The 25,887-nt window shown below is 53.0% G+C and carries 18 protein-coding genes, 5 tRNA genes and 2 rRNA genes (1 of these 25 only partly in view); 1 reads left to right on the top strand and 24 read right to left on the bottom strand.

The window, feature by feature from the left end; genetic code table 11:
- Positions 1-77 precede the first annotated feature (77 nt).
- The 22 genes from rpsL to QT397_05800 form a co-directional block, all read right to left on the bottom strand.
- Entirely contained in the window at positions 78-452 is a 375-nt protein-coding gene (gene rpsL, locus QT397_05905) for a 30S ribosomal protein S12 (GenBank protein WNZ56880.1), read from the bottom strand.
- A gap of 250 nt (positions 453-702) precedes the next feature.
- Positions 703-4,932: a DNA-directed RNA polymerase subunit beta' gene (gene rpoC / locus QT397_05900; GenBank protein WNZ58508.1), complete on the bottom strand. Its 4,230-nt coding sequence runs from the start codon at positions 4,930-4,932 to the stop codon at positions 703-705.
- 134 nt (positions 4,933-5,066) lie between these two features.
- Entirely contained in the window at positions 5,067-9,140 is a 4,074-nt protein-coding gene (gene rpoB, locus QT397_05895) for a DNA-directed RNA polymerase subunit beta (GenBank protein ID WNZ56879.1), read from the bottom strand.
- 298 nt (positions 9,141-9,438) lie between these two features.
- Positions 9,439-9,807 carry a 50S ribosomal protein L7/L12 gene (rplL, locus tag QT397_05890; protein ID WNZ56878.1) on the bottom strand — a complete coding sequence of 123 codons (369 nt, stop codon included), beginning with the start codon at positions 9,805-9,807 and terminating at the stop codon, positions 9,439-9,441.
- Between the two features lie 77 nt (positions 9,808-9,884).
- The gene (gene rplJ / locus QT397_05885) at positions 9,885-10,379 is read right to left on the bottom strand and encodes a 50S ribosomal protein L10 (protein ID WNZ56877.1); all 495 of its coding nucleotides are present in this window, start codon (positions 10,377-10,379) and stop codon (positions 9,885-9,887) included.
- A gap of 277 nt (positions 10,380-10,656) precedes the next feature.
- The gene (gene rplA, locus QT397_05880) at positions 10,657-11,352 is read right to left on the bottom strand and encodes a 50S ribosomal protein L1 (GenBank protein WNZ56876.1); all 696 of its coding nucleotides are present in this window, start codon (positions 11,350-11,352) and stop codon (positions 10,657-10,659) included.
- Positions 11,353-11,784, bottom strand: a complete 432-nt coding sequence (gene rplK, locus QT397_05875) for a 50S ribosomal protein L11 (GenBank protein ID WNZ56875.1) — start codon at positions 11,782-11,784, stop codon at positions 11,353-11,355.
- 154 nt (positions 11,785-11,938) lie between these two features.
- Positions 11,939-12,472, bottom strand: coding sequence for a transcription termination/antitermination protein NusG (gene nusG, locus QT397_05870; protein ID WNZ56874.1), 534 nt, complete (start codon positions 12,470-12,472; stop codon positions 11,939-11,941).
- 10 nt (positions 12,473-12,482) lie between these two features.
- Positions 12,483-12,851 (bottom strand): preprotein translocase subunit SecE, encoded by a 369-nt coding sequence (gene secE, locus QT397_05865; GenBank protein ID WNZ56873.1) that lies wholly within the window; start codon positions 12,849-12,851, stop codon positions 12,483-12,485.
- 116 nt (positions 12,852-12,967) lie between these two features.
- Positions 12,968-13,043: transfer RNA gene (locus QT397_05860), tRNA-Trp, on the bottom strand.
- A 97-nt stretch (positions 13,044-13,140) separates the two neighbouring features.
- Positions 13,141-14,334, bottom strand: coding sequence for an elongation factor Tu (gene tuf, locus QT397_05855; protein ID WNZ56872.1), 1,194 nt, complete (start codon positions 14,332-14,334; stop codon positions 13,141-13,143).
- A gap of 129 nt (positions 14,335-14,463) precedes the next feature.
- Positions 14,464-14,538, bottom strand: a tRNA-Thr gene (locus tag QT397_05850).
- A gap of 69 nt (positions 14,539-14,607) precedes the next feature.
- A tRNA-Gly gene (locus QT397_05845) sits at positions 14,608-14,681 on the bottom strand.
- A gap of 56 nt (positions 14,682-14,737) precedes the next feature.
- Positions 14,738-14,820 (bottom strand) — tRNA-Tyr (locus tag QT397_05840).
- Positions 14,821-14,928: 108 nt separating this feature from the next.
- Positions 14,929-15,004 (bottom strand) — tRNA-Thr (locus QT397_05835).
- A gap of 305 nt (positions 15,005-15,309) precedes the next feature.
- Complete coding sequence (locus tag QT397_05830) at positions 15,310-15,885, bottom strand: SPOR domain-containing protein (GenBank protein WNZ56871.1); 576 nt, start codon at positions 15,883-15,885, stop codon at positions 15,310-15,312.
- Between the two features lie 14 nt (positions 15,886-15,899).
- Positions 15,900-16,637 (bottom strand): type III pantothenate kinase, encoded by a 738-nt coding sequence (locus QT397_05825; GenBank protein ID WNZ56870.1) that lies wholly within the window; start codon positions 16,635-16,637, stop codon positions 15,900-15,902.
- Positions 16,600-17,634, bottom strand: coding sequence for a bifunctional biotin--[acetyl-CoA-carboxylase] ligase/biotin operon repressor BirA (gene birA / locus QT397_05820; protein ID WNZ56869.1), 1,035 nt, complete (start codon positions 17,632-17,634; stop codon positions 16,600-16,602). Before birA ends, QT397_05825 begins: the two co-directional genes overlap by 38 nt.
- A 5-nt stretch (positions 17,635-17,639) precedes the next feature.
- Positions 17,640-18,752, bottom strand: a complete 1,113-nt coding sequence (alr, locus tag QT397_05815; protein ID WNZ56868.1) for an alanine racemase — start codon at positions 18,750-18,752, stop codon at positions 17,640-17,642.
- 27 nt (positions 18,753-18,779) lie between these two features.
- On the bottom strand, positions 18,780-19,970 hold the full coding sequence (locus tag QT397_05810) for an ABC transporter permease (protein WNZ56867.1): 1,191 nt from the start codon (positions 19,968-19,970) through the stop codon (positions 18,780-18,782).
- Entirely contained in the window at positions 19,967-20,704 is a 738-nt protein-coding gene (locus QT397_05805) for an ATP-binding cassette domain-containing protein (protein ID WNZ56866.1), read from the bottom strand. The genes QT397_05810 and QT397_05805 overlap by 4 nt, the downstream gene beginning before the upstream one ends.
- Positions 20,701-22,149, bottom strand: coding sequence for an alpha/beta hydrolase (locus tag QT397_05800; protein WNZ56865.1), 1,449 nt, complete (start codon positions 22,147-22,149; stop codon positions 20,701-20,703). Before QT397_05800 ends, QT397_05805 begins: the two co-directional genes overlap by 4 nt.
- 154 nt (positions 22,150-22,303) lie before the next feature.
- On the opposite strand from QT397_05800, the gene QT397_05795 reads away from it, so the two are divergent.
- Positions 22,304-23,263, top strand: coding sequence for a hypothetical protein (locus QT397_05795; protein WNZ56864.1), 960 nt, complete (start codon positions 22,304-22,306; stop codon positions 23,261-23,263).
- Positions 23,264-24,035: 772 nt separating this feature from the next.
- Here the strand turns inward: QT397_05795 and rrf are convergent.
- A 5S ribosomal RNA gene (rrf, locus tag QT397_05790) occupies positions 24,036-24,151 on the bottom strand.
- Positions 24,152-24,354: 203 nt separating this feature from the next.
- Positions 24,355-25,887 (bottom strand): 23S ribosomal RNA (locus QT397_05785) (it continues 1,349 nt past the right edge of the window).

Below are 25,887 nucleotides of genomic sequence, written 5' to 3'. Positions count from 1 at the left end.
GCCGCCGTAAAACATTACAATCCGGCGAGCTCAGCCTTACTCCGGTTGGAAACCGAAACGCAAATCGTTAAAGGTGATTAACCTTTAGGACGCTTGGCGCCGTACTTAGAACGGCCCTGCTTGCGATCGTTTACGCCGGCACAGTCAAGTGCACCGCGTACAGTGTGGTAGCGCACACCCGGCAGGTCTTTTACACGACCGCCGCGAATCAGTACCACGCTGTGCTCTTGCAGGTTGTGGCCTTCACCACCGATGTACGAAGTTACTTCGTAACCGCTGGTCAGACGCACACGGCAAACCTTACGCAGTGCAGAGTTCGGCTTCTTCGGTGTAGTGGTGTACACACGAGTGCAAACTCCGCGACGCTGCGGGCTAGCCTGCAGAGCAGGAACGTCGCTTTTTTCAACTTTGCGTTTTCTCGGCTTACGAACCAACTGGTTGATCGTTGCCATTAAAAATCACTCCAAAAATAAAATGCCCCCAGCTCTAACAGTGAGGGCCTATCGTCTGTGTGTATCGTCCGATCCTGGGATCAAACGGAACACCCCACATAAGCGGGGGCCGCATTCTATAAGCGACAACCCGCCTAGTCAATCGGCGACGGAAGTAAGTGCTTACATCACAGACAGTCGCCAATATCAGATCGGGCACCTAAGTGCCCCAACCTACCCCACTCCACCGACAGATAGAGTGGGATACGCCTTATTCGCCTGAGGACTTCAGTGCCTCAGTCAGAGCTGCTTCAACCTCAGCTGCGGAAGGTCCTTCACCGAAGGCCTCTTCCAACTGCAGGCTGCGCTTGCGCTTGCGCTCGCTGTGGTAAGCCAGACCGGTACCAGCCGGGATCAAGCGACCCACAACCACGTTCTCTTTCAAGCCGCGCAGGTTGTCTTCCTTACCAGTTACCGCCGCTTCGGTCAGAACGCGAGTGGTTTCCTGGAACGAAGCCGCTGACAGGAAGGACTCAGTTGCCAGAGACGCTTTGGTAATACCCAGCAGCAGGCGTTCGAACTGAGCGGGCTGCTTGTTCTCGGCACGCAGCTGTTCGTTTTCTTCGATCACGCGCTGGTATTCAACCTGGTCGCCCTTAATCAAGCTGGAATCACCCATCTCGGTGACTTCAACTTTACGCAGCATCTGACGCACGATGGTTTCGATGTGCTTATCGTTAATGCCTACACCCTGGAGGCGGTAAACCTCCTGGATCTCGTTGGTGATGTAGCGAGCCAGCTCTTCAACACCTTTCAGGCGCAGAATATCGTGCGGGTTGGACGGGCCATCGGAGATAACCTCACCCTTCTCTACGGTTTCACCTTCGAACACGGTCAGCTGGCGGTGCTTTGGAATCAGAACCTCGTAGTGGTCCTTACCATTGGCCAGCGGCTTGCCGTCGCGCGGAGTAATCTGCAGACGAACCTTACCTTTGGTCTCCTTACCGAAGGAAACGGTACCGGAGATTTCCGCCAGAATGGACGGCTCTTTCGGCTTACGCGCTTCAAACAGGTCGGCAACGCGGGGCAGACCACCGGTGATATCCTTGGTACCGCCGGATTCCTGCGGAATACGTGCAATTACGTCACCCACGTTCACCTGCTTACCTTCAGCCAGGCTGAGGATTGCACGCGGCGGCAAGGCGTAGTGCGCAGGCGCATTACTGTTAGCCAGAGTCAGCTCTTCGCCGTTCTCATCCAGCAGGGTTACCGCTGGGCGCAGATCTTTACCCGCTGCCGGGCGCTCGGCCGGATCGATAATCTCGATAGAGGACAGGCCGGTGATATCGTCGGTCTGCTTGCGGATGGAGAGCCCTTCTTCCATACCGGACAGTTTCACCCAACCGGCTACCTCGGTGATGATCGGGTGGGTGTGCGGGTCCCACTTGGCCACGATCTGGCCACCGTCTACCTCGGCACCTTCGTAGACGCTGATCACAGCACCGTAAGGCAGCTTGTAGCGCTCGCGCTCGCGACCGGCGCTGTCGGCAATCGCCAGCTCACCGGAACGGGACACGGCTACCAGAGTGCCAACTTCGGTCTTAACCGTCTTAACATTATGCAGACGTACGGTACCGCCCTGCTTCACCTGGATGCTGTCCGCAGCGGAGGCACGGCTTGCAGCACCACCGATGTGGAAGGTACGCATGGTCAGCTGGGTGCCCGGCTCACCGATGGACTGTGCGGCAACAACGCCCACAGACTCACCCGGGTTGGCGCGGTGGCCACGGGCCAGGTCGCGGCCGTAACACTGGGCACAGATACCGTGTGCAGTCTCACAGGTGATCGGGGAGCGAACCAGAACCTCATCGATGCCCATGGCTTCGATGCGCTCTACCCACTTCTCGTCGATCATAGTGCCGGCAGAAACGGCGATTTCGTCACTGCCAGGCTTCAGTACATCGCGGGCCACTACACGACCGAGGATACGGTCACCGAGAGATTCGATAACATCACCGCCCTCGATTACCGGCGCCATGGTCAGACCGTCGTCGGTGCCACAATCCAGCTCGGTAATTACCACGTCCTGGGCCACGTCAACCAGACGACGGGTCAGGTAACCGGAGTTAGCGGTTTTCAGTGCGGTATCCGCAAGACCTTTACGAGCACCGTGGGTCGAGATGAAGTACTGCTGTACAGTCAGACCTTCACGGAAGTTTGCCGTAATGGCGTTCTCGATAATGGAGCCATCCGGACGGGCCATCAGACCACGCATACCAGCGAGCTGACGGATCTGAGCTTCAGAACCACGAGCACCGGAGTCTGCGTACATATATACAGAGTTGAAGGAGTCCTGCTTGGTCTCGTTGCCCTCGCGATCGATCACCTTCTCTTTCTTGATACCGGCCATCATCGCCTGGGTTACCTTGTCGTTGGTGCGGGACCAAACATCGATAACCTTGTTGTACTTCTCACCCTGGGTTACCAGGCCGGAAGCAAACTGGCTTTCAATCTCTTTCACTTCCGCTTCAGCGGCATCGATCAGTTCAGCTTTCTCAGCCGGAATCTCAAAGTCGTTCACACCAATGGAGGAACCGGACTTGGTAGAGAAATCGAAACCGGTGTACATCAGCTGGTCGGCAAAAATAACCGTCGCCTTCAGGCCTACCTTACGGTAGCACTCGTTCAGGGCGCGGGAGATTGCCTTTTTCTTCATCGGCTGGTTGACGTGCGCAAACGGCAGGCCTTCCGGCACGATGTTCCACAGCAGCGCGCGGCCTACAGTGGTGTCCTGAATGGAGATAGTCTCGTGCTTCTCACCGTCTTCGCCGACGATATTTTCGCGGATACGTACTTTGATCTTCGCTTGCAGACCAACCTGCTTGGCGTAGAAAGCGCGGCTCACTTCTTTGATATCGGAGAAGAACATGCCTTCGCCTTTATCATTAACGCGCTCACGGGTCATCCAATACAGACCCAGTACCACGTCCTGGGACGGTACGATAATCGGCTCACCGTTGGCAGGCGACAGGATGTTGTTGGTGGACATCATCAGCGCGCGGGATTCCAGCTGCGCTTCGATCGTCAACGGTACGTGTACCGCCATCTGGTCACCGTCGAAGTCGGCGTTATAGGCCGCACAAACCAGCGGGTGCAGCTGGATTGCCTTACCTTCAATCAGTACCGGTTCAAACGCCTGGATACCCAGACGGTGAAGGGTCGGTGCACGGTTAAGCAGTACCGGGTGCTCGCGGATCACTTCGTCGAGGATATCCCAAACGACAGCTTCCTCGCGCTCAACCATCTTCTTGGCAGCTTTGATCGTAGTGGCCAGGCCACGGGATTCCAGCTTGCCAAAGATAAACGGCTTAAACAGTTCCAGTGCCATCTTCTTGGGCAGACCACACTGGTGCAGACGCAGGGTCGGACCTACCACGATCACGGAACGACCGGAGTAGTCAACACGCTTACCCAGCAGGTTCTGACGGAAACGACCCTGCTTACCTTTAATCATGTCAGCCAGGGACTTCAGCGGGCGCTTGTTGGAGCCGGTGATGGCGCGACCGCGACGGCCGTTATCCAGCAGTGCGTCAACAGATTCCTGCAGCATGCGCTTTTCGTTGCGCACGATAATGTCCGGCGCGTTCAGCTCAAGCAGACGCTTCAGACGGTTGTTACGGTTGATCACACGACGGTAGAGGTCGTTCAGATCCGAGGTCGCGAAACGACCGCCATCCAGCGGTACCAGCGGACGCAGATCCGGCGGCAGAACCGGCAGAGCCTTCATCACCATCCACTCCGGGTTGTTGCCGGACTTGTAGAAGGCTTCCAGCAGCTTCAGGCGCTTGGACAGTTTCTTGATCTTGGTTTCGGAGTTGGTCGCCGGGATCTCTTCACGCAGGCGCTGGATTTCTGCGGGCAGCTCGATATCCGCCATCAGCTCCTGGATCGCCTCGGCACCCATCTTCGCTTCAAACTCGTCGGCGAACTCTTCCATCGCCTCAAAGTACTGCTCGTCATTCAGCAGCTGACCGCGCTCCAGGGTAGTCATACCCGGCTCGGTAACCACGTAAGATTCGAAGTACAGCACGCGCTCGATATCGCGCAGGGTCATGTCCAGCAGCAGGCCGATACGGGACGGCAGGGACTTCAGGAACCAGATGTGTGCAACCGGGCTGGCCAGCTCGATGTGACCCATGCGCTCACGGCGAACCTTGGCCTTGGTCACTTCAACGCCACACTTCTCACAGATAATGCCGCGGTGCTTCATGCGCTTGTACTTACCGCACAGGCACTCGTAGTCTTTTACCGGGCCAAAGATCTTGGCACAGAACAAGCCTTCACGCTCAGGCTTAAAGGTACGGTAGTTGATGGTCTCCGGCTTTTTCACTTCGCCGTAGGACCAGGAGCGAATCATGTCCGGTGATGCCAGACCGATACGAATCGCATCAAACTCTTCCAGCTGCTCCTGGGACTTCACCAGATTTAATAAATCTTTCAAGGCCTTTCCTCCACTAGGGGTAGTCAACCCGGCACTCGCACTAGCCGCCGGGCTAGCCAGCTGCCCCACTGCTTCGAGGGGCGCTGGCACTTGTCTCATTTCACCTGCCAACAGGCTTCGGTACGGGTTCGGATTTACTCGTGCTCAAGCTCGAAGTTCATACCGAGAGAGCGGATTTCCTTAACCAGTACGTTGAAGGATTCCGGCATGCCCGGCTCCATGCGGTGGTCGGAGTCCACGATGTTCTTGTACATCTTGGTACGGCCTTCCACGTCATCGGATTTAACCGTGAGCATTTCCTGCAGGGTGTATGCAGCGCCGTAAGCTTCCAGCGCCCACACTTCCATCTCCCCGAAACGCTGACCACCGAACTGGGCTTTACCACCCAGCGGCTGCTGGGTAACCAGGCTGTAGGAACCGGTAGAACGCGCGTGCATCTTGTCGTCTACCAAGTGGTTCAGCTTCAGCATGTACATGTAGCCCACAGTTACCGGACGCTCGAAAGCATCGCCGGTGCGGCCGTCGTGCAGGGTGATCTGACCGGAATCCGGGATATCGGCAAGACGCAGCAGCTGCTTGATCTCACTTTCATCGGCACCGTCAAATACCGGGGTCGCCATAGGTACACCGCGACGCAGGTTTTGCGCCATGGTCATGACTTCCTCATCGGAGAACTCGTCGAGTTCTTCCTTGCGTCCGCCAGTGGAGTTGTAGACCTCTTCCAGGAATCCGCGCACCTTGGCGATTTCCTGCTGCTCCTTGATCATCTTGTCGACTTTAACGCCGAGGCCTTTAGCGGCCATGCCCAAGTGCATTTCCAGAACCTGGCCAACGTTCATCCGCGAGGGAACGCCCAGCGGGTTCAGGACGATATCTACCGGCTCACCGTTTTGGTCATAAGGCATGTCCTCAACGGGCTTGATTACGGAGATAACACCTTTGTTACCGTGACGACCGGCCATCTTGTCGCCCGGCTGGATGCGGCGTTTGATCGCCAGGTAAACCTTGACGATTTTCAGCACGCCCGGAGCCAGGTCATCGCCGGACTCCAGTTTCTTCTTCTTGTCTTCGAAGGCTTCGTCGAGCAGCTTGCGACGCTCTTTCAGCTGAGCTTCCGCTTTTTCCAGCTGATCGTTCAGGCTGTCGTCTTCCATACGCAGCTTGAACCAGTCTTCGCGCGGCAGGGCGGCGAGGACTTCAGCGGTCATCTCATCGCCCTTCTTAACGCCCTTACCACCGGCGGCCTTTTGGCCCAGCAGAGCTTGTTGCAGACGCTCGAAGGTCGCACCTTCTACAATGCGATATTCCTCGTTCAGATCCTTGCGGACCTCGTCCAGCTGTGACTTCTCGATATCGAGGGAGCGCTGGTCTTTCTGCAGGCCGTCGCGGGTAAATACCTGAACGTCGATCACCGTACCGCGGGTGCCACTGGGCGCGCGCAGGGAGGTGTCCTTAACGTCGGAAGCTTTCTCTCCGAAGATTGCGCGCAGCAGTTTTTCTTCCGGAGTCAGCTGGGCTTCGCCCTTCGGAGTGACCTTACCGACCAGGATATCGCCAGCGCCTACTTCTGCGCCGATGTATACGATGCCGGACTCGTCCAGCTTATTCAGGGCAGATTCGCCAACATTGGGGATATCCGCAGTAATTTCCTCACTGCCCAGCTTGGTATCGCGGGCAATACAGGTCAGCTCCTGAATGTGGATGGTGGTGAAGCGGTCTTCCTGTACAACGCGCTCACTGATGAGGATGGAGTCCTCAAAGTTGTAACCATTCCAGGGCATAAATGCGATGCGCATATTCTGGCCCAGAGCCAGCTCACCCAGGTCTACAGAGGGACCATCGGCGAGAATATCGCCACGGACTACACGATCGCCAGTATTAACGATCGGGCGCTGGTTGATACAGGTATTCTGGTTGGAGCGGATGTATTTGGTCAGGTTGTAGATATCCACACCTGCATCACCGGCTTCCACCTCAGCATCGGCCACGCGAACAACCACACGGCTGGAATCAACGCGCTCAATAATGCCGCCGCGCTTAGCAACCACACACACGCCGGAGTCGCGCGCTACAGTGCGCTCCATACCGGTGCCCACCAGCGGCTTTTCAGCGCGCAGGGTCGGTACCGCCTGACGTTGCATGTTCGATCCCATCAATGCACGGTTGGCGTCATCGTGCTCGAGGAATGGAATCATCGCCGCAGCTACGGAAACCACCTGCTTGGCGGAAACATCCATATACTGGATTTCGCTCGGTGCTTTCAGGGTAAATTCGCCCTGGTGACGCACGCTGATCAGGTCATCAACAAAGTTACCGTTGTCATCTACTTCCGCAGACGCCTGGGCAATAATGAAGTTGGCTTCATTGATCGCGGACAGGTACGCAATTTCATCAGTTACCTTGCCATCGACCACTTTGCGGTAGGCGCTCTCGAGGAAACCGTAATGGTTGGCGCGGGCGTAAGTAGCCAGGGAGTTAATCAGACCGATGTTCGGTCCTTCCGGCGTCTCAATCGGACATACGCGGCCGTAGTGAGTCGGGTGTACATCGCGCACCTCAAAGCCAGCGCGCTCACGGGTCAAACCACCCGGGCCGAGGGCGGAAACACGACGCTTGTGAGTCACTTCCGACAGCGGGTTGTTCTGGTCCATAAACTGGGACAGCTGCGAGGAACCGAAGAATTCCTTCACAGCAGCGGCAACCGGCTTGGCATTGATCAGGTCCTGAGGCATCAGGCCTTCGGACTCCGCCATGGACAGGCGCTCTTTAACAGCGCGCTCTACACGTACCAGGCCAACGCGGAACTGGTTTTCAGCCATTTCGCCTACGGAACGCACGCGACGGTTACCCAGGTGATCGATATCGTCGACCATGCCCTGACCGTTGCGGATATCGATCAGAGTCTTCAGAACTTCGACGATATCTTCTTTGCTCAGAGTGCCGGGGCCAGTCTCGTCTTCGCGACCCAGGCGTCGGTTGAACTTCATGCGGCCAACAGCGGACAGGTCGTAACGCTCGTCGGTAAAGAACAAGTTCTCGAACAGCGCTTCTGCGGACTCCTTGGTGGGCGGTTCGCCCGGGCGCATCATACGGTAGATCTCTACCAGCGCTTCCAACACAGTGCGAGAAGGCTCTGCACGCAGGGTGTCGGAGATAAACGGACCGCGATCCAGGTCGTTGGTGTACAGGGTTTGGAAACTCTTAACGTTCAGTACACGCAGCTTGGCGATTACTTCATCAGTAATCTCGGTGTTACAGTCGATCGCGATCTCACCGGTGGACTCATCGATGATGTCGTTCGCCAGTACACGGCCAAACAGGTACTCGAGCGGTGCTTCCAGCTTTTCTACGCCGGCCTTTTCCAACTGACGGATATGACGCGGGGTAATACGGCGACCCTCTTCGACAATCACCTTGCCCTGGCCGTCTTTGATGTCAAAAGAAGCAACATCACCGCGCAGGCGAGACGGAATCAGCTCCAGGCTGACACGGTCTTCCAACAGCTCAAAGGTGCTGGTCTCGAAGAACATTTCCAGCATTTCCTGGGAGGTGTAACCCAAGGCACGCAGCAGAATAGTCGCTGGCAATTTACGGCGACGATCGATACGCACAAACACCAGGTCTTTCGGATCGAACTCGAAGTCCAGCCATGAGCCACGGTAGGGGATGACACGCGCGGCGTACAACAGCTTACCGGAAGAGTGAGTCTTGCCTTTGTCGTGATCGAAGAATACACCCGGGGAACGGTGCAGCTGGGATACGATAACGCGCTCGGTACCATTGATTACGAAGGTACCGTTGTCGGTCATGAGCGGAATCTCGCCCATGTAAACTTCCTGCTCTTTAATGTCCTTAATGGACTTATTCGCAGATTCTTTATCGTAAATAATCAGACGCACGCGCACGCGCAGCGGACATGCATAGGTAACGCCGCGCAGGGTACATTCCTTAACGTCAAAAGCGGGCTTACCCAGCGTATAACTTACGTACTCCAGGGCGGCATTGCCGGAATAGCTGACAATCGGAAATACAGATTTAAACGCCGCTTGCAGGCCAACGTCCATACGGTCGTCGGGGCGCTTGTCGGCCTGTGTAAAGTTGCGATAAGAATCGAGCTGTATCGCAAGCAGAAAGGGCACATCCATGACCTTAGGCAGTTTGCCAAAATCCTTGCGGATACGTTTTTTCTCAGTATATGAGTAAGCCATTCAAATTCCCCAGCTTGATCAGTGACAAGACTTCGTGGGACTCCAGTCCAGAGCCCCTCCGGGCGAGAAGCCTCTGGTCAATGCAACTTGCCTGCACTGGCCAGAAACCTCTCCGCTTGCTTTTGGGTAGCGCTACTGCGCTATGGTTAAATGAGGTTTGCCACGGTTTTTAAATCCCGCCGGCACCGGTAAAAACCTCAGTACCGCAAACGGCAAAAAGGCCGGCGGACAAAAGTCCACCAGCCTTACCGCTACCCGCCGCTTTACGCGACAGCTAGCGGGAGACGCAAGAACCGAATTACTTCAGTTCTACAACTGCGCCAGCTTCTTCCAGCTCTTTCTTAGCTGCTTCAGCTTCGTCTTTGCTTACGCCTTCTTTCAGCGGGCTCGGAGCGCCGTCTACCAGACCTTTAGCTTCTTTCAAGCCCAGGCCAGTGATGCCGCGAACAACTTTGATCACGTTCACTTTCTTGTCGCCTGGGGAAGTCAGGATTACGTCGAAAGAGTCTTTCTCTTCAGCGGCAGCTTCGCCACCAGCTGGGCCAGCTACAACTGCTGCAGCAGCAGTTACGCCGAATTTCTCTTCCATTGCTTCGATCAGCTCAACAACATCCTTAACGGACATTTCGGCAACAGCATTGATGATATCTTCTTTAGTCAGAGACATGATTCAGTACCTGAATTGGTTTGAGCAGTAGCTGCTCGTATTTCGTTTTGAAACTGCGATTCGCTCTAGCGAAAAAATTACGCAGCTTCCTGCTCTTTTTGGTCGCGAACGGCCGCAATAGTGCGAACCAGCTTGCCAGCAGATGCTTCTTTCAACACGCTCATCAGCTTGGCGATCGCCTCGTCGTAAGTCGGCAGGCTTGCCAACAATGCGACGTCGGTGATCGCGCCTTCGAAGGCAGCACCTTTCAGTTCCAGCTTGTCATTGCCTTTAGCGAACTGGCTCAGGATGCGCGCGCCGGCACCTGGGTGTTCGTTAGAGAATGCAATGATGCTAGGACCTACGAATTTGTCAGTCAGACATTCGTATTCGGTACCTGCCAGAGCGCGACGCGCCAGAGTGTTGCGGACGACTTTCAACCAAACGCCGTTCTCGCGAGCCTCTTTGCGCAGAGTGGTCATGTCATTCACGGTTACGCCGCGGGAATCCGCAACAACCGCAGACAGAGCACCTTCAGCAGCTTGCTGGACATCTGCGACAATCGCTTTCTTGTCTTCGAGTCCAATAGCCATAGTGTCACTCCTGGATTTGAAAAAAACCGGACTTAAACGTCCGATCCGTTCCGGTGCATAAAGCTCAAATCCAGTAAAAATACTGGTTTGGGCGACACCGTCTGCGTAGGCTCGAACCTCGCAATGGCCAACCTGGCCGAAGTTCGGATTAAGCCAGGCACGTTAAACCTCAACGCACCTGACACCTACGGTCTTTGACGGCCCACCTTGTGCCGAAGCATTCAGGTGGACCCCAAAGTTCGATTTACTGAGAGGTGATCACACCCCGCAGTGATATTTAGATGTTCAGGGAAGACTGATCGATAACCAGACCCGGGCCCATAGTGGTGCTCAGGGTGATCTTCTTCAGATATACACCTTTTGCAGAAGCCGGCTTGGCTTTCTTCAGGTCGGCAACCAGAGCTTCCAGGTTCTCTTTCAGAGAGTTCGCATCGAAAGCAACTTTACCGATACCACCGTGGATAATGCCGCCTTTGTCAGCGCGGAAACGCACCTGACCCGCTTTGGCATTTTTAACCGCAGTAGCAACGTCTGGAGTTACGGTGCCAGTCTTCGGGTTCGGCATCAGGCCGCGCGGGCCGAGGATTTGACCCAGCTGACCTACAACGCGCATCGCATCGGGGGAAGCGATTACTACGTCGAAGTCCATCTTGCCTGCTTTAACGTCGGCAGCCAGCTCGTCCATACCGATCAAGTCAGCGCCCGCTTCTTTAGCGGCGTCAGCGTTAGCACCCTGGGTGAAAACAGCTACGCGAACTTCTTTACCAGTACCGTGCGGCAGAGTAGTTGCACCGCGAACAGCCTGGTCGGATTTACGTGGGTCGATGCCCAGGTTTACAGAAGCGTCTACAGTTTCTGCAAACTTAACGTTGGACAGCTCTTTCAGCAGAGCTACGGCTTCTTCGATACCGTAAGCCTTACCAGCTTCAACCTTCTCAGCGATTACGCGCTGACGCTTGCTCAATTTAGCCACTTAGAGACCCTCCACTTCGATACCGGCGCTGCGAGCGGAACCAGCGATAGTGCGCACGGCCGCGTCCAAGTCGGATGCAGTCAGGTCTGCTTTCTTCATTTCTACGATCTCTTCCAGCTGAGCGCGGGTTACTTTACCCACTTTCTCAGTGTTCGGACGACCGGAACCGCTCTTGATCTTGGCAGCCTTGCGCAGCAGTACAGCGGCGGGCGGCGACTTCATGATGAAGGTGAAGGAGCGGTCGTTGTATACAGAGATTACAACTGGAACTGGCAGACCTGGCTCGAGGCTCTGGGTCTGGGCGTTGAACGCCTTACAGAATTCCATGATGTTCACACCGTGCTGACCCAGTGCGGGACCAACGGGCGGACTCGGGTTGGCCTGACCGGCCTTAACTTGCAGCTTGATATAAGCTTCTACTTTCTTAGCCATTACAGCTCTCCTCTAGTTGGGTATTAACGCCCGCCACTCAGCCATAAGGTTTAAGGGCAAGCTCCCCGAACCCCGAAATGAAAACTCATTTTTCGGGGACGCGAAAACCCCCTTCCACCTCGCGGCGAAAGGGGGCAAAAAATTTATACTGGAATCAGGTCTTCTCTACCTGACTGAACTCCAGTTCAACCGGGGTGGAACGCCCGAAGATCAACACAGCCACTCGCAAGCGACTCTTCTCGTAGTTAACCTCTTCAACCACACCGTTGAAATCATTAAACGGACCGTCGATAACTCGAACCATTTCACCGGGCTCAAACAGAGTCTTGGGCTTGGGCTTATCGGCGGAATCGTCAATGCGATTCAGGATAGCCTGCGCTTCGCGGTCAGTAATCGGGGCTGGCTTATCCGCCTTACCGCCGATAAAACCCAGTACTCGGGGAGTTTCTTTCACCAAGTGCCAGGTATCGTCATTCAATTCCATTTCTACCAGGACATAGCCCGGGAAAAACTTGCGTTCACTCTTGCGCTTTTGCCCTGCGCGCATCTCAACCACTTCTTCCGTGGGAACCAGGACTTCACCAAACAGGTGGTCCATTTCGTTCAGCTCAATGCGCTCTTTCAGGGAGCTGGCGACACGCTTCTCATAGCCCGAGTAAGCCTGGACCACATACCAATTCTTTGACATGTATCAACCTTTAGCCGATAAATTTGGAAGCCGCCCAACCCAGAGCCGAATCAAGCGCCCACAAGATAAGCGCCATAATCAACACGAAAACAACCACAATCGCTGTGGTCTGGGTTGCTTCTTGGCGGGTCGGCCAAACCACACGCCTGACTTCAGTTTGCGCTTCGCGCAACAGTTGCCACAACGCATTGCCTTTGGCGGTATTTACAGCCACAACCAGAGCTACCAGACAGATGGCAGTTACTGCCAACACTCGGTAAAACAAAGGGAATTCGGCGTAATATGAATTGCCTGCAACAGCACCGCCCACCAGCAGCACTATTAACAACCACTTCAGACCGTCAAGACGAAAGGTTTTCGCTTCTGTTTTAGCATTCATATAAGAAGCCCTTAGCGCACTATAGATAATCTTTTAGCGCTCATAAACACAAAAGCCCCACTGACAAGTAGGGTTTTGCGACACCCCTAAGCTTATCTAAGCGGAGTGATTAAAAATGGCAGGCCAGGAGGGACTCGAACCCCCAACACCCGGTTTTGGAGACCGGTGCTCTACCAATTGAACTACTGGCCTGTACAGTGTGAGCACTTTCGCACTCAAAGATGAGAGAGCTACAGGAACTCTCCCACCTGGTGCACCACATAGGATATTGTGATGCAGAAATCAAAGATTACTCAATGATCTTAGCAACAACGCCCGCACCTACGGTACGACCACCTTCGCGGATAGCGAAGCGCAGGCCGTCTTCCATGGCGATCGGAGCGATCAGGGTAACAACCATTTGAATGTTGTCGCCCGGCATTACCATTTCAGTACCTTCCGGCAGCTCTACCGCACCAGTTACATCGGTAGTACGGAAGTAGAACTGAGGACGGTAGCCTTTAAAGAACGGGGTGTGACGACCACCTTCGTCCTTGGAAAGCACATACACTTCCGCTTCGAACTTGGTGTGCGGAGTGATGGAGCCCGGCTTAGCCAGTACCTGACCACGCTCTACTTCGTCACGCTTGGTGCCGCGCAGCAGTGCGCCGATGTTCTCACCAGCACGACCTTCGTCGAGCAGCTTGCGGAACATTTCAACACCAGTACAGGTAGTAGTGGTGGTTTCTTTGATACCAACGATTTCGATCTCGTCGCCAGTGTTGATCACACCGCGCTCTACACGACCAGTCACAACAGTACCACGGCCAGAGATAGAGAATACGTCTTCGATCGGCATCAGGAACGGCTGATCTACAGCACGCTCTGGCTCAGGGATGTACTCGTCCAGAGTCTCTACCAGCTTCTTAACAGCGGTAGTACCCATTTCGCTGTCGTCTTCGCCGTTCAGGGCCATCAGAGCGGAACCAACGATGATCGGAGTGTCGTCACCTGGGAACTCGTACTGGTCCAGAAGTTCGCGAACTTCCATTTCTACCAGCTCGAGCAGCTCTTCGTCGTCTACCATGTCCGCTTTGTTCAGGAATACAACGATGTAAGGTACACCTACCTGACGGGAAAGCAGGATGTGCTCACGAGTCTGCGGCATGGGGCCGTCAGCTGCGGAACATACCAGGATAGCGCCGTCCATCTGAGCAGCACCGGTGATCATATTCTTAACGTAGTCGGCGTGTCCCGGGCAATCTACGTGAGCATAGTGGCGAGTCGGGGACTCGTACTCAACGTGAGAAGTAGCGATGGTAATACCGCGCTCACGCTCTTCCGGTGCATTGTCGATACCGTCGAAAGCAACAGCGTCACCACCCCAAACTTCCGCACATACGCGGGTCAGAGCAGCAGTCAGGGTGGTTTTACCGTGGTCAACGTGACCGATGGTGCCCACGTTCACGTGGGGCTTGGAACGTTCAAACTTTTCTTTTGCCATTGCAGCCTCCTATATATAGGCGAGCCGATAACGGCACCACCCACGTCCAGAACATGCACATCCGACCCGGAAAATCCGACCCCGGACACAAACAACCGCAAGAGCTTTCACCCTTGCGGTCATATAAAATGGAGCTCATGGGCGGATTTGAACCGCCGACCTCACCCTTACCAAGGGTGTGCTCTACCCCTGAGCTACATGAGCTAAAACCTTGCCGATAACGGCATCTTAAAATGTTGCACCCTGGAGAGCATTCCAACCAACCCCAAAACTTGGAGCGGGCAGCGGGGATCGAACCCGCATCATCAGCTTGGAAGGCTGAGGTTCTACCATTGAACTATGCCCGCTTTCGGGACCTCCATGCGAAACCATTCGATTTCGCGCAACACCCTAAGGTGTAATATGGTGCAGGGGGTGGATTCGAACCACCGAAGCTTTCGCGTCAGATTTACAGTCTGATCCCTTTGGCCACTCGGGAACCCCTGCTCAAAGCGGTGTGCATTGTCTACACATCTCGCTGCACTGTCAACAATTTTTCTTTAAATTTCACATACTTAGCAGCGAAACCTAATTTTGACAGCAACGGGATGAAAATGGAGCTGGCGAGAGGAGTCGAACCCCCGACCGGCTGATTACAAGTCAGCTGCTCTACCAACTGAGCTACGCCAGCCCTATCCCGTTCATTGCCGAAGTTGTTAAGTCACCCTCGTCAATGGAGGCGGGATTCTATGGGAACTTATCTCGACACGCAACACCCTTTTTGCAGATAAATCATATTTTTTATGTCGCCTATTCCAACTTGTTGAAAAAAACAGCGATTCGAGACGCCACCTGATGATTTTCTGATAAATCTGCTTTTTTGTTAGCCAAGTACTTCAGAACAAAGATTTGGGCGCCGATCCAGATCCGGGTATTCACTTTGCAGTTGTCGCCAAAATTCTTCTGCAAGACTTTCTGTGCTGCCAGGGGGCATAACTATCCACCGCTCCATATAGGTTTGCGGCTCCTCCTTGAACTGCGCGGCAACCCCCTCTCCTTCAAAACGGCGGTATGGGACTCAGCTCGGGCTCGCTCACTGAAAATCCCAAATGAAATGCCATTTTCCAATGCGCCTTTGGGAATGACATAGCTGTCGATCCCCTGAGACTGTAGTTCACGCAAGCGGTTATAGGCCTCCCGCCTCGAACTCAGTGGCGGCAGATATACCCAGTAGCGCATCTGCCCCTGCATTTCTATATCACGCAGTTCGGCTTTAACCTGAAGGGACCGGATTCGCTGCAAGAGATCCTCGCCCTGGTACTCCTCCGCGAAAGGCCCCAACAGCGTACAAAGCTGCTCAACCTCAAAGGACTCCTTACTCAGTGCCCCAGCCTTCTCTGGAGCAGGCAGCTCTTCAGGGGATATTTCGCTAACGAGGGTAATTTTCTTTCCCTCCGACTCGTGAGGGATCGGGCTCTTGCCGCTACTTAACTGCGGAGATGGCGCTACCAACATATACCAGGCAAAAAGCACAGCGTTCAGGGCAACTAAAGAAAGGGCTATCCAGCGCATAACAGAGTAAATTTTTATGGATTACTAAGGGCCAACCCATCCATCACCAAATCAGGAACCAGGCGATGTTCGTGCTGGTAAACTGCGGAGAGCAACTGCGCATCCCCACCGGTTAACCACAATAAAGGGAGGGAACCGGAGTGGACCTGCAATTCTTCCATTGCTCGATCAACCGCACCCAACACCATCAGCAAGAGGCCACGGTTTATCGCCTCATTGGTATTGCGTCCCGCGCCCAATGTTTTTGTCAGGGCCAGTGCCTCACGACTCTTTGCTGCATGGGTATCGACACTGAGAACGCGATTCATCAATCCGAAACCGGGAACGATATATCCCCCAATGTGGCGCCCGCTATTGTCCAGTAAATCTAAGGTGACCGCACTGCCGCAATCCACAATTAATGATGCTCGGGGAGATTGCTGGTAGGCCGCCAACATTGCCAGCCACCGATCCACCCCCAGGGCGGAGTGGTCTTCATACCCACAGATAACGCCGGCACATTGAGGTGCCACTGCAGAGAATTCAGCCTCCAGTGTGAACAGGTCTCGGGCCACCTGACTCAAGAATTCAGCAACAACGGGACCGGCGACATTCACTACCCGAAAACGGTAGGGGGTTAAGTCTGCCCAACCCTCAGGCAAAACCTGCTGGCGCAACTGCCCAGTTTCGATATCACCACGGGCTATCACCTCGCCTTCGACCAGGTAGCGCCACTTACCCCGTGTATTGCCGACATCCAGCTCTAGAATCACACCTGCCCCCGCAACGAGATTTCCCCCCATGAAATGACTTTTGCCCTTTATCAGTGTCGAGTAACAAGGCTCCTTTTTCATCGACACCGGCCGCAACACCTTCCCAGCTCAAATTACCTGACCGCAACTGAACTGGCTGCCCGGCAAACTGGTCTAGGGTTGACCACGATTCCCGGTAAGTGGCGAACCCCCCTTCCGGGTAAGTTTCCAGCATCGGTAACAGCTCGCTGAGTATCGCCGCAGTTAATTCACTGCGGCCAATACCAGGACGGACTTGCTGGAGATCTGCCCATGGTTGATCAATCTCCTCTGCTGTCTTTGCGTTGAGACCATTATTCAACCCGATACCGATAACCACTGAACAGCGGTCGGTTAAATCCCCTTTTAGCTCAAGTAATACACCGGCCAATTTACGGCCCTGGCACCACACATCATTTGGCCACTTCAGGCGCACGCCCGGTACAGAAAAACGCTCGAGCGCTTTTGCCACAGCAACACCGACGGCAAGACTCAACCCCTCCAGGCTTTGTACACCGCCATTAAACTCCCAGCCCACTGAGAGGCTGATACTTGTGGCATAGGGGCTGACCCAGTTGCGACCACGGCGGCCCCGACCGGCACTTTGCCGCTCGGCGAGAATCGCTACAGCGTGTCCCTTACCTTCTTCAAAACGCTCCAATAACAGCGAGTTCGTTGAACTCAACTCATCAAAAACCTTCAACTCGCGCAGTAGCGCTCGGGCTGAACCATCCAGCTGAGCGGTAACAGTCTGCTCAGATAGCAGGTCGAGACCTCCCGGCAAGCGATAACCTCGCCCCTTAGCAGACTCAAGCGTCAGGCCGTAGCTCTCGAGCTTTTGTAGTTGTTTCCAAACAGCGGCTCGGCTGACACCAAGCGCATTCCCGAGGGATTCTCCCGAGTGTATTTCCCCATCCGCCAGAAGCTCCAGCACCGGGCGAAGCTGTTCTAATGGTGTTTTTGCGGCGACGTCCTGCAATTTGTTCAACCTTTTACATAATGGCGGCCATAGCGATGCCCGAGGCTCGTCAGGACTTCATAACCGATAGTCCCGGCATACCCAGCGACCTCATCCACCGTAAGCTGGTCATTGAGAATCTCGATCGACTGAAGGGAGTCCCGCTCCTCTTCGCTGAGACCCGAAATATCGAAAGTGGTGGAGTCCATTGATATACGCCCGACAATTGGCAGCGGGCGGCCGTGCCCCCATCCGCGCCCCCGCCCCCCTTGAGCTCGTATAATGCCATCGGCATATCCACCCCGAGCTACCGCAAGCCAACTATCTCCGGGAACTTCCTGGGTCGCACCATACCCCACAGACCGGGACTGACTGACATAGCGCTTTTGGACAATTGGCAAGCCCAAAGTCACCGTTGGACGCATCGGGTTTTCAGCCTCAGGGACAGGGTTAAGGCCGTATAGTGCGGAGCCCGGTCGGGCAATATCAAAGTGATAGTCCTCACCCAAAAAGATGCCGGATGAGTTCGCAAGGCTGAGCTGAATATCCGGGCACAGTTCCCGCAAGCGATCGCCCGCGGTCTTAAACTCGTTCAACTGAAGCTTATTATGCGGATGCTGGGGCTGGTCTGCACAGGCAAGATGACTGAAGAACATCCGAACATCGGCGGACTCCAAGAGAGGGCGGTCCTTGAGCAGCAATTCGAACTCATCTGGGGTCAATCCCAGCCGAGTCATGCCGGTATCAATTTTTACGGCGCAAGGGGCCTCCAACTGAGCTTTCTCGCAGATTTCAACCCAGCTCTTCAATTGATCCAGAGTAAACAATGTGGGGATCAAACCCGCGCGAGCGCACTCTAGTTCAGCACCAGGCCTGACACCGGTAAAAATGACTATATTCACATCGTTGCCGAGGTCACTGCGCAAGCGCTCCCCCTCGACTTGGGTGGCCACAAAGAAATCGCGGCATCCCTGAGCGTATAGCGCCGGTGCAACATGAGCCATTCCCAAGCCGTAAGCATCCGCTTTAACCACCGCACCGCACCGGGTGCCGGCTTTCAAGCGATTAGCCAGATCCTGATAGTTATCTGCTACAGACCTCAGGTTGATACTTAATAACCCTTCACGAAAGTCACTCATACCAGTACAACTCTCTAAATCAGTAAGCTAGGTAGCTCCGAGCAGACTCTCTCGCTGCAGCGCTCGGGCACCGCCTAATATACACCCAACAACCAACAAAAGGCTGACTAGTGAGCCAGCGATCATCAGAGATATGGAGACCGTTTCCCCAACCAGTAGAGCCTTAAACCACTGCTGTTGCGCGACCAGCGGGACCAACTGCCAGGCAGGCTCCTCTAGCTCTATGGATGACATATCCAATATTAACAACATAGTGACAGGTAAAATCTGCAATATACTCAATTGAGTTTGGGCATCTTTAAATGACTGGGAACGCAACGCTAACAATATTTGCAGTACGGCAACCAATAGAGCCAGTGGGAGCAGGGCTAGCGCCATAGCAACCATGCCACTCAGCGTAGTTGCATGTTGTATCCCCATTTCAGCCAAGGGCAAAAATGGAAAAACAGCCATTAGCGAAACTAACGCGAGAATTGAAGATAACCAACTGATACTGGCTACAGCGAGAACCTTGGCCAGGACCACCTGCCAGGCGGCCAGAGGTTGTTGCAGTAATACCTCAAAACTCATTCTCTCCCGCTCACCGGCAGAGGCATCAATGGACGAGGACAGGCAACCTATAAACAGCGTCATTATCAAGAGTGTCGGTATTGAACCAACAATCCAGGCACTGCGGGTAGACGGGGTACTGACATCCCTAACCTGGACTTGCCAGGGTGCTATTGTTTTTAGTGGGACTCCCCTAGCGACCATTCTTTGTTGAACAATGAGCTGTTGTAGCTCACCCAGCTTTTGTTGAACATGACTCGCGCCTTGCCCGCTGAAACGATCGGAGCTATCAACATACAAATAAACCTTGGGGCTGCGGAAATTGCGATAATCGGTAGAAAAACCTTCATCAATTTTCACAACTGCATCGTAACCTTCATCAAGTAAAGCTATCGGGTCCCCTTCTGACAGGCTATCCAGTTCCACCCGCCCTTTACTCAGCTGCTGCTCTAATACTGGTAAATCCTGCCCGCCTAACAACGCTAGCTGAAATGTCCTCTCCCCTTGGGACTTAAACATAAACAGAGTCATCGATGCGATCATTCCGGGAAATGAAATGGCAAACAGCAAAGATAAATACAGTGCTCGCCGGTCACGCCAAACCTCTAAAGACTCCTTCTTCAGAAGAGCAGACATGGCGGGAGTAAATAATAGGTTTAAAAATTTCATGCCATCACCTCCCCTTTAACCCCGTAAGCCAGAGTGACGAAACTATCTTCCAGGTTTTTACAGCCTGTGCGTTCTACAAGCTCATCGGGGGTACCACTATCGACAATAGCACCGTTAGCCATCACCAATACTCTATCTGACAACTCAGTAACTTCAGCCATAATATGGCTGGAAAATAAAATGGCTACGCCCTCAGAGCGCAACCGCAGAAGTGTTTTCCGCAGCAGTCTCGCTGCAAGGACATCAAGCCCGCGCGTCGGTTCATCAAGTATCAAATGCGTAGGCCGGTGGACTAGTGCCCGCGCCAGCGACACTTTCATTCTCTCCCCCTGGGAAAAGCCTTTTGTCCGACGTTGCCACAAATCTTCTAATTCCAGCTCTTCTCGAACAGAATTCAATGCGCGCTTAAGCTCTGCCCCAAATAATCCCTGCGCACTGGCAAAAAATGATAAGTACTCCGCTACAGTAAGTCGTTCATACAAGCCTTCACGATCGCCGACAACGCCCAATTGCCGCTTTATTTCTAATGGATTTTCGGCCACATTAAGCCCACTAACAAATACTGTACCTTCATCCGGTTTTACCAACCCCGTTATAATTCTCAGGCAAGTAGTTTTACCGGCTCCATTGGCCCCCAGCAAAGCAGTTATTTGGCCATCAGGTATATTGAAACTCAGGTCTTTGAGTACTTTCTTTCCAGAGAATTGCTTGTGAATAGATTTAACAGCAATCATTTGTTATCCCCTTGGCTCGATAGCAACTCACTGGATACCGCTTTATCAATTTCAGGTCCAAAAGCACCCGCCATAAAAGGTGGTCTTTGAATATCCGCAATACAGTCACTATCTAAAGAAGCAAGTGGAGATTTTAGAAAATCATCTATTAACTTTGGTATACAACCGCGCATACTATTGATATGTCCACCACCTGGAACCACTACCTGTTTTAATTCTGAAAGGTACCCCAAGCTTTGTTCCGCATAATAATGTGGGGTAATAGGGTCAGCCTCCCCGGAAATAATTAACACAGGATGATTTCTTTCTTCCGGGACTTCGTAAGTGATAGGAGATACGGGCCACACCTTGCAACCCTCAGCAAAAATCTCAAAAAAAGCATCACCTAAAAAGCTATCGCGAATATCTGCAGCCAGCTCTTCCTCTGTAGTGCGATTTAATTCTTCAGCGCAAGCAACTGATAAGGTGAGCCCCATAGACATACTTCCATCATCAGATAAAAGTCCAACCAACCCCGATAGCGGTAAATAATTACCCTCCTCAGCCTGGTTAATAGCGTATGGTAACTGCGCTGCCGTTTCAGGTGCGTAGAGCGCGGTCCTTATCAGGTTTTGTATGAAGCTACGGGGAACACTTGTTTCCATTGTGCGACCAGAGTGGGGGTCCGGGAAGTTCGATGCTCTTCCATCCCAGTCCCTAAGCAAGCTATCCAGGTCAGATCTCCAATCGCCAAATTCGGAGCACACCGGATCCTGACTGCAGTCTTTCTCCAATTTTAGCAGCGCCTTTTCAGCAGCTTGCGCAGTAAGAAAAACTTTTGAATCAATCGGGGCTACGGCATCCAGGATCAGGACACTTAAACTTTCGGGATACCATTGCTGGTAAAGAAGCGCGGTACGAGTTCCCCAAGAACCTCCCCACAAAGCAATTTTTTTATGTCTCAACTGGAGGCGCACTTCCTCCAGATCATCAACCGCTTGACGGCTATGCAGCGCTTTCGCAAAGGAGGAGTTTTCAAGGTAGCAAGTTGAGAATTGATCGGTGACCGCCTCCAGATCCATATGGACTTCTCCGTCGATCCCACAGTCAAATGCAGCCGAGTAACCCGAGCCGCGCCTATCGACAAGAACGATCGCCCTACTCTGATTGACTTTATATAAGGCATTTAGAATCGGGGTCAGATAACTGGCTGCCTGACCGGGGCCACCGGCCAGTAAATAAAGTGGCTCCAGTCCAATGTCATTAACTGCTGGGGCTATCATTACCGCTAGATCTACTGCAGCTTCTCCCCCACCAACCGGTATCTTTGTACAGTGCAGAGCATGGCTCCAGCCGTCCAGGTAGCAGGACTCGAAGTTATTCTCTTCTCTCTCTTCTGCAACTGCTGGAGATAGCCCTATAAACAAGCTGATCGCGAAGATCGCAAACCTCTGTATCCAAACCACTGCAAACCCCCTATCCAACGAATTTATCCCAACCAGTGTATCGAACTGCTCCTAAGGTGTCGTCATCCAACAAAAGGCAGATAATTGCATTTGCATTAGCGCCCACCCCTGCACAGTGGTATGGTTTCTTATTTACTTGCCCATGATTGCACCCATGAGCTTTTCAGACCGAGAAAAACACCTAATCCGAGCCGCCTTTGCCTGGGGCCAAATCACACAACAGGAAGGCTATACACTTTCTGATCTTGAAATTGAAAAATCGGTTCTCTTCCGACGATTACTTGGCGGTCGGCCGCCATTGGCATTCCCGCCACCATTGCGTCACGGATTTCCCTGGTATGACGTTATTGAAGGGCGTAGCGAACACTTAGTGAGTGCATCCGAAGCCTCACCTGAATGCAGCATCATTGCACCGGGCTGTAAGCTCGGGGATACCTGCATTCTTATTGACGGCGCCTTTTGGCGCGTAGTCGAAACTGTTCGCGAGCACGAAGAATATATCGTTGAGTGGGGCCAATACCCAATGCAGTGGCGCTTGAAAAAGCATTGGGAAGTAAACTATGAAATGACACAACAGCTTCATAGTTTTCGTAAAGATAACCCCAATGCCGAAGTGAGCTTTGACAACTATTTAAGCCAAAGGGAGTACCGGGAATTTCGCATAGACGATGATCAGACGGTATGGCTCTGTGAATGGCAATTAAGCCGCACCAGCCTCTCTGGTTGGGTTTGGGTTGGGACAATACTACCTGTTCCCGATTATCAGCTCGTTCCAGTGTTCGACGATGATCACGGCCCGGTTATTCTCGGCGAGGATGGTAATTCCAATGGGCAGGCCTGGCTGCGTATTGAAGATGCCACAGATGAATACCGCTTCGTTAAACTACTGGGAACCTACGACTACCAGTCGCTAATTACTGCGAGCACCACTGAGCTGAAGACCTTTTTACAAGACCTACAGCAAGAAGAGTCAGCAGACATTGAAGTATTGGATTGGCACCAGAACAATGCCGCACGACGCTTTGCTCTCCCTGCCGAGCTGGTTCCACTGGAAGACCTCAGTTTGAATGATATGAACTTTGACCTCGTTCCAGATAACGCCTTTGCTTACTAGCCCACCCAAGCCCCACCTGGTGGGGCTTTTTTTATCCCCAAATTTTTCTTCTCTCGAATACTGGCGTACCAATCAGCCGCAGTAATCCACAGATTTATCGCTCATAACACTGTTAATAACTGATGTCCGTTTTATGGCGCCTTTGTTACCAACAGAAACCATGGATAGAGTTGTGTATAACTCCGGGATATCCCCGGCCAGCCCCGTGGTTGCTTGGCTCTATTGAAGGCGGGTAAAAAAGCAGCACTTTTTGCGCGGATTTCCACAGCCAGGTGTTACTAACAGAAAGTCTGGATAGAGTTGTGTATAACTTTAATAAACAGGCTGCAGGCCCCGTGTTACAAGGGATTACTGCAGAGACTAAAAAATCACCGATATTTTTACCGGCTAAATTTAATTTTTGGCGGGAGTGGTATGGGTACTTTTCTGAGTTTTACGCGAGTTATTTTTGTTTGATTATTTTTTGAGTGAGTGTAAAGGCATTTGGAGAGAAGATCGGTAAAGACCTATTTTTATAGGCTTTTTAGGAGAGCGTCTGTTTAAGGTGCTCAGGTAGTTTTAGGTTTTTCTTTTTTTAATTACTGACTGATTTTTTAAATAGAAAGTTGAGTATTAAAGTTCTTCAGAACTATTTTATTTTTTCTATTTAATTTCGACTTAGTAATTCCTGCTTTCCCTTTCTTAGTTTTTTTATTTTTGTTTTTTGCTTCTTTAAAATATTTTTAGCCATAAAAAAAGGGCCACCCTGTTGGGTGGCCCTTTCGGATTAGAAGCCTGACGATGACCTACTCTCACATGGGGAAGCCCCACACTACCATCGGCGATGTTGCGTTTCACTTCTGAGTTCGGCAAGGGATCAGGTGGTTCCACAACTCTATTGTCGTCAGGCAAACTGGCTTGGGTTGGCGTTGGTCTTATAAGCAATGTGCTTGGCCTGCCGCGTTATCGCTGTTTGCCTCGGTCATGTTATTGACCGGCGATAACCCCAAATAAGTCGGTAAAACAATCTGTAGTAATACACCGCAAGCGATCGTATGTCTCTAACTCACAATCCGCTAGCTTAGCTAGTCGTTAGTAACCATCTCTGTTGTATGGTCAAGCCGCACGGGCAATTAGTACTGGTTAGCTCAACGCCTCACAACGCTTCCACACCCAGCCTATCAACGTGGTAGTCTTCCACGGCCCTTCAGGAGGCTCAAGGCCTCAGGGAGATCTTATCTTGAAGGAGGCTTCCCGCTTAGATGCTTTCAGCGGTTATCCCGTCCGAACATAGCTACCCGGCAATGCCACTGGCGTGACAACCGGAACACCAGAGGTTCGTTCACTCCGGTCCTCTCGTACTAGGAGCAACTCTTCTCAAATCTCCAACGCCCACGGCAGATAGGGACCGAACTGTCTCACGACGTTCTAAACCCAGCTCGCGTACCACTTTAAATGGCGAACAGCCATACCCTTGGGACCGGCTTCAGCCCCAGGATGTGATGAGCCGACATCGAGGTGCCAAACACCGCCGTCGATGTGAACTCTTGGGCGGTATCAGCCTGTTATCCCCGGAGTACCTTTTATCCGTTGAGCGATGGCCCTTCCATACAGAACCACCGGATCACTATGACCTACTTTCGTACCTGCTCGACATGTCTGTCTCGCAGTCAAGCGCACTTATACCATTATGCTCATTGCATGATTTCCGACCATGCTGAGTGCACCTTCGTACTCCTCCGTTACTCTTTGGGAGGAGACCGCCCCAGTCAAACTACCCACCATACACTGTCCTCGATCCGGATAACGGACCAGAGTTAGAACCTCAAACATACCAGGGTGGTATTTCAAGGACGGCTCCACAACAACTAGCGTCGCTGCTTCAAAGCCTCCCACCTATCCTACACAAATAGGCTCAAAGTTCAGTGCAAAGCTGTAGTAAAGGTTCACGGGGTCTTTCCGTCTAGCCGCGGGTACACTGCATCTTAACAGCGATTTCAATTTCACTGAGTCTCTGGTGGAGACAGCGTGGCCATCGTTACGCCATTCGTGCAGGTCGGAACTTACCCGACAAGGAATTTCGCTACCTTAGGACCGTTATAGTTACGGCCGCCGTTTACCGGGGCTTCGATCAAGAGCTTCGCCGAAGCTAACCCCATCAATTAACCTTCCGGCACCGGGCAGGCGTCACACCCTATACGTCCTCTTACGAGTTTGCAGAGTGCTATGTTTTTAATAAACAGTCGCAGCCACCTGGTCACTTCGACCGGCCTCAGCTTAGGGAGCAAGTCCCATCACCAAAACCGGCGTACCTTCTCCCGAAGTTACGGTACCATTTTGCCTAGTTCCTTCACCAGAGTTCTCTCAAGCGCCTTGGTATTCTCTACCTGACCACCTGTGTCGGTTTAGAGTACGATTCACTATTACCTGAAGCTTAGAAGTTTTTCCTGGAAGCAGGGCATCAACCACTTCACCCACTAAGTGGGCTTCGTCATCAGTTCTCAGCCTTAGGGACCCGGATTTGCCTAAGTCCCCAGCCTACAACCTTAAACATGGACAACCAATCGCCATGCCGGCCTAGCCTTCTCCGTCACTCCGTCGCAGTAATAGCGAGTACAGGAATATTAACCTGTTTCCCATCGACT

The sequence above is a fragment of the Microbulbifer sp. MKSA007 genome (assembly GCA_032615215.1).
In the GTDB taxonomy this organism is placed as follows: Bacteria; Pseudomonadota; Gammaproteobacteria; order Pseudomonadales; family Cellvibrionaceae; genus Microbulbifer.
Note: the sequence above shows the minus strand (reverse complement) of the source record. Positions and strands in the feature narration are given on the sequence as shown.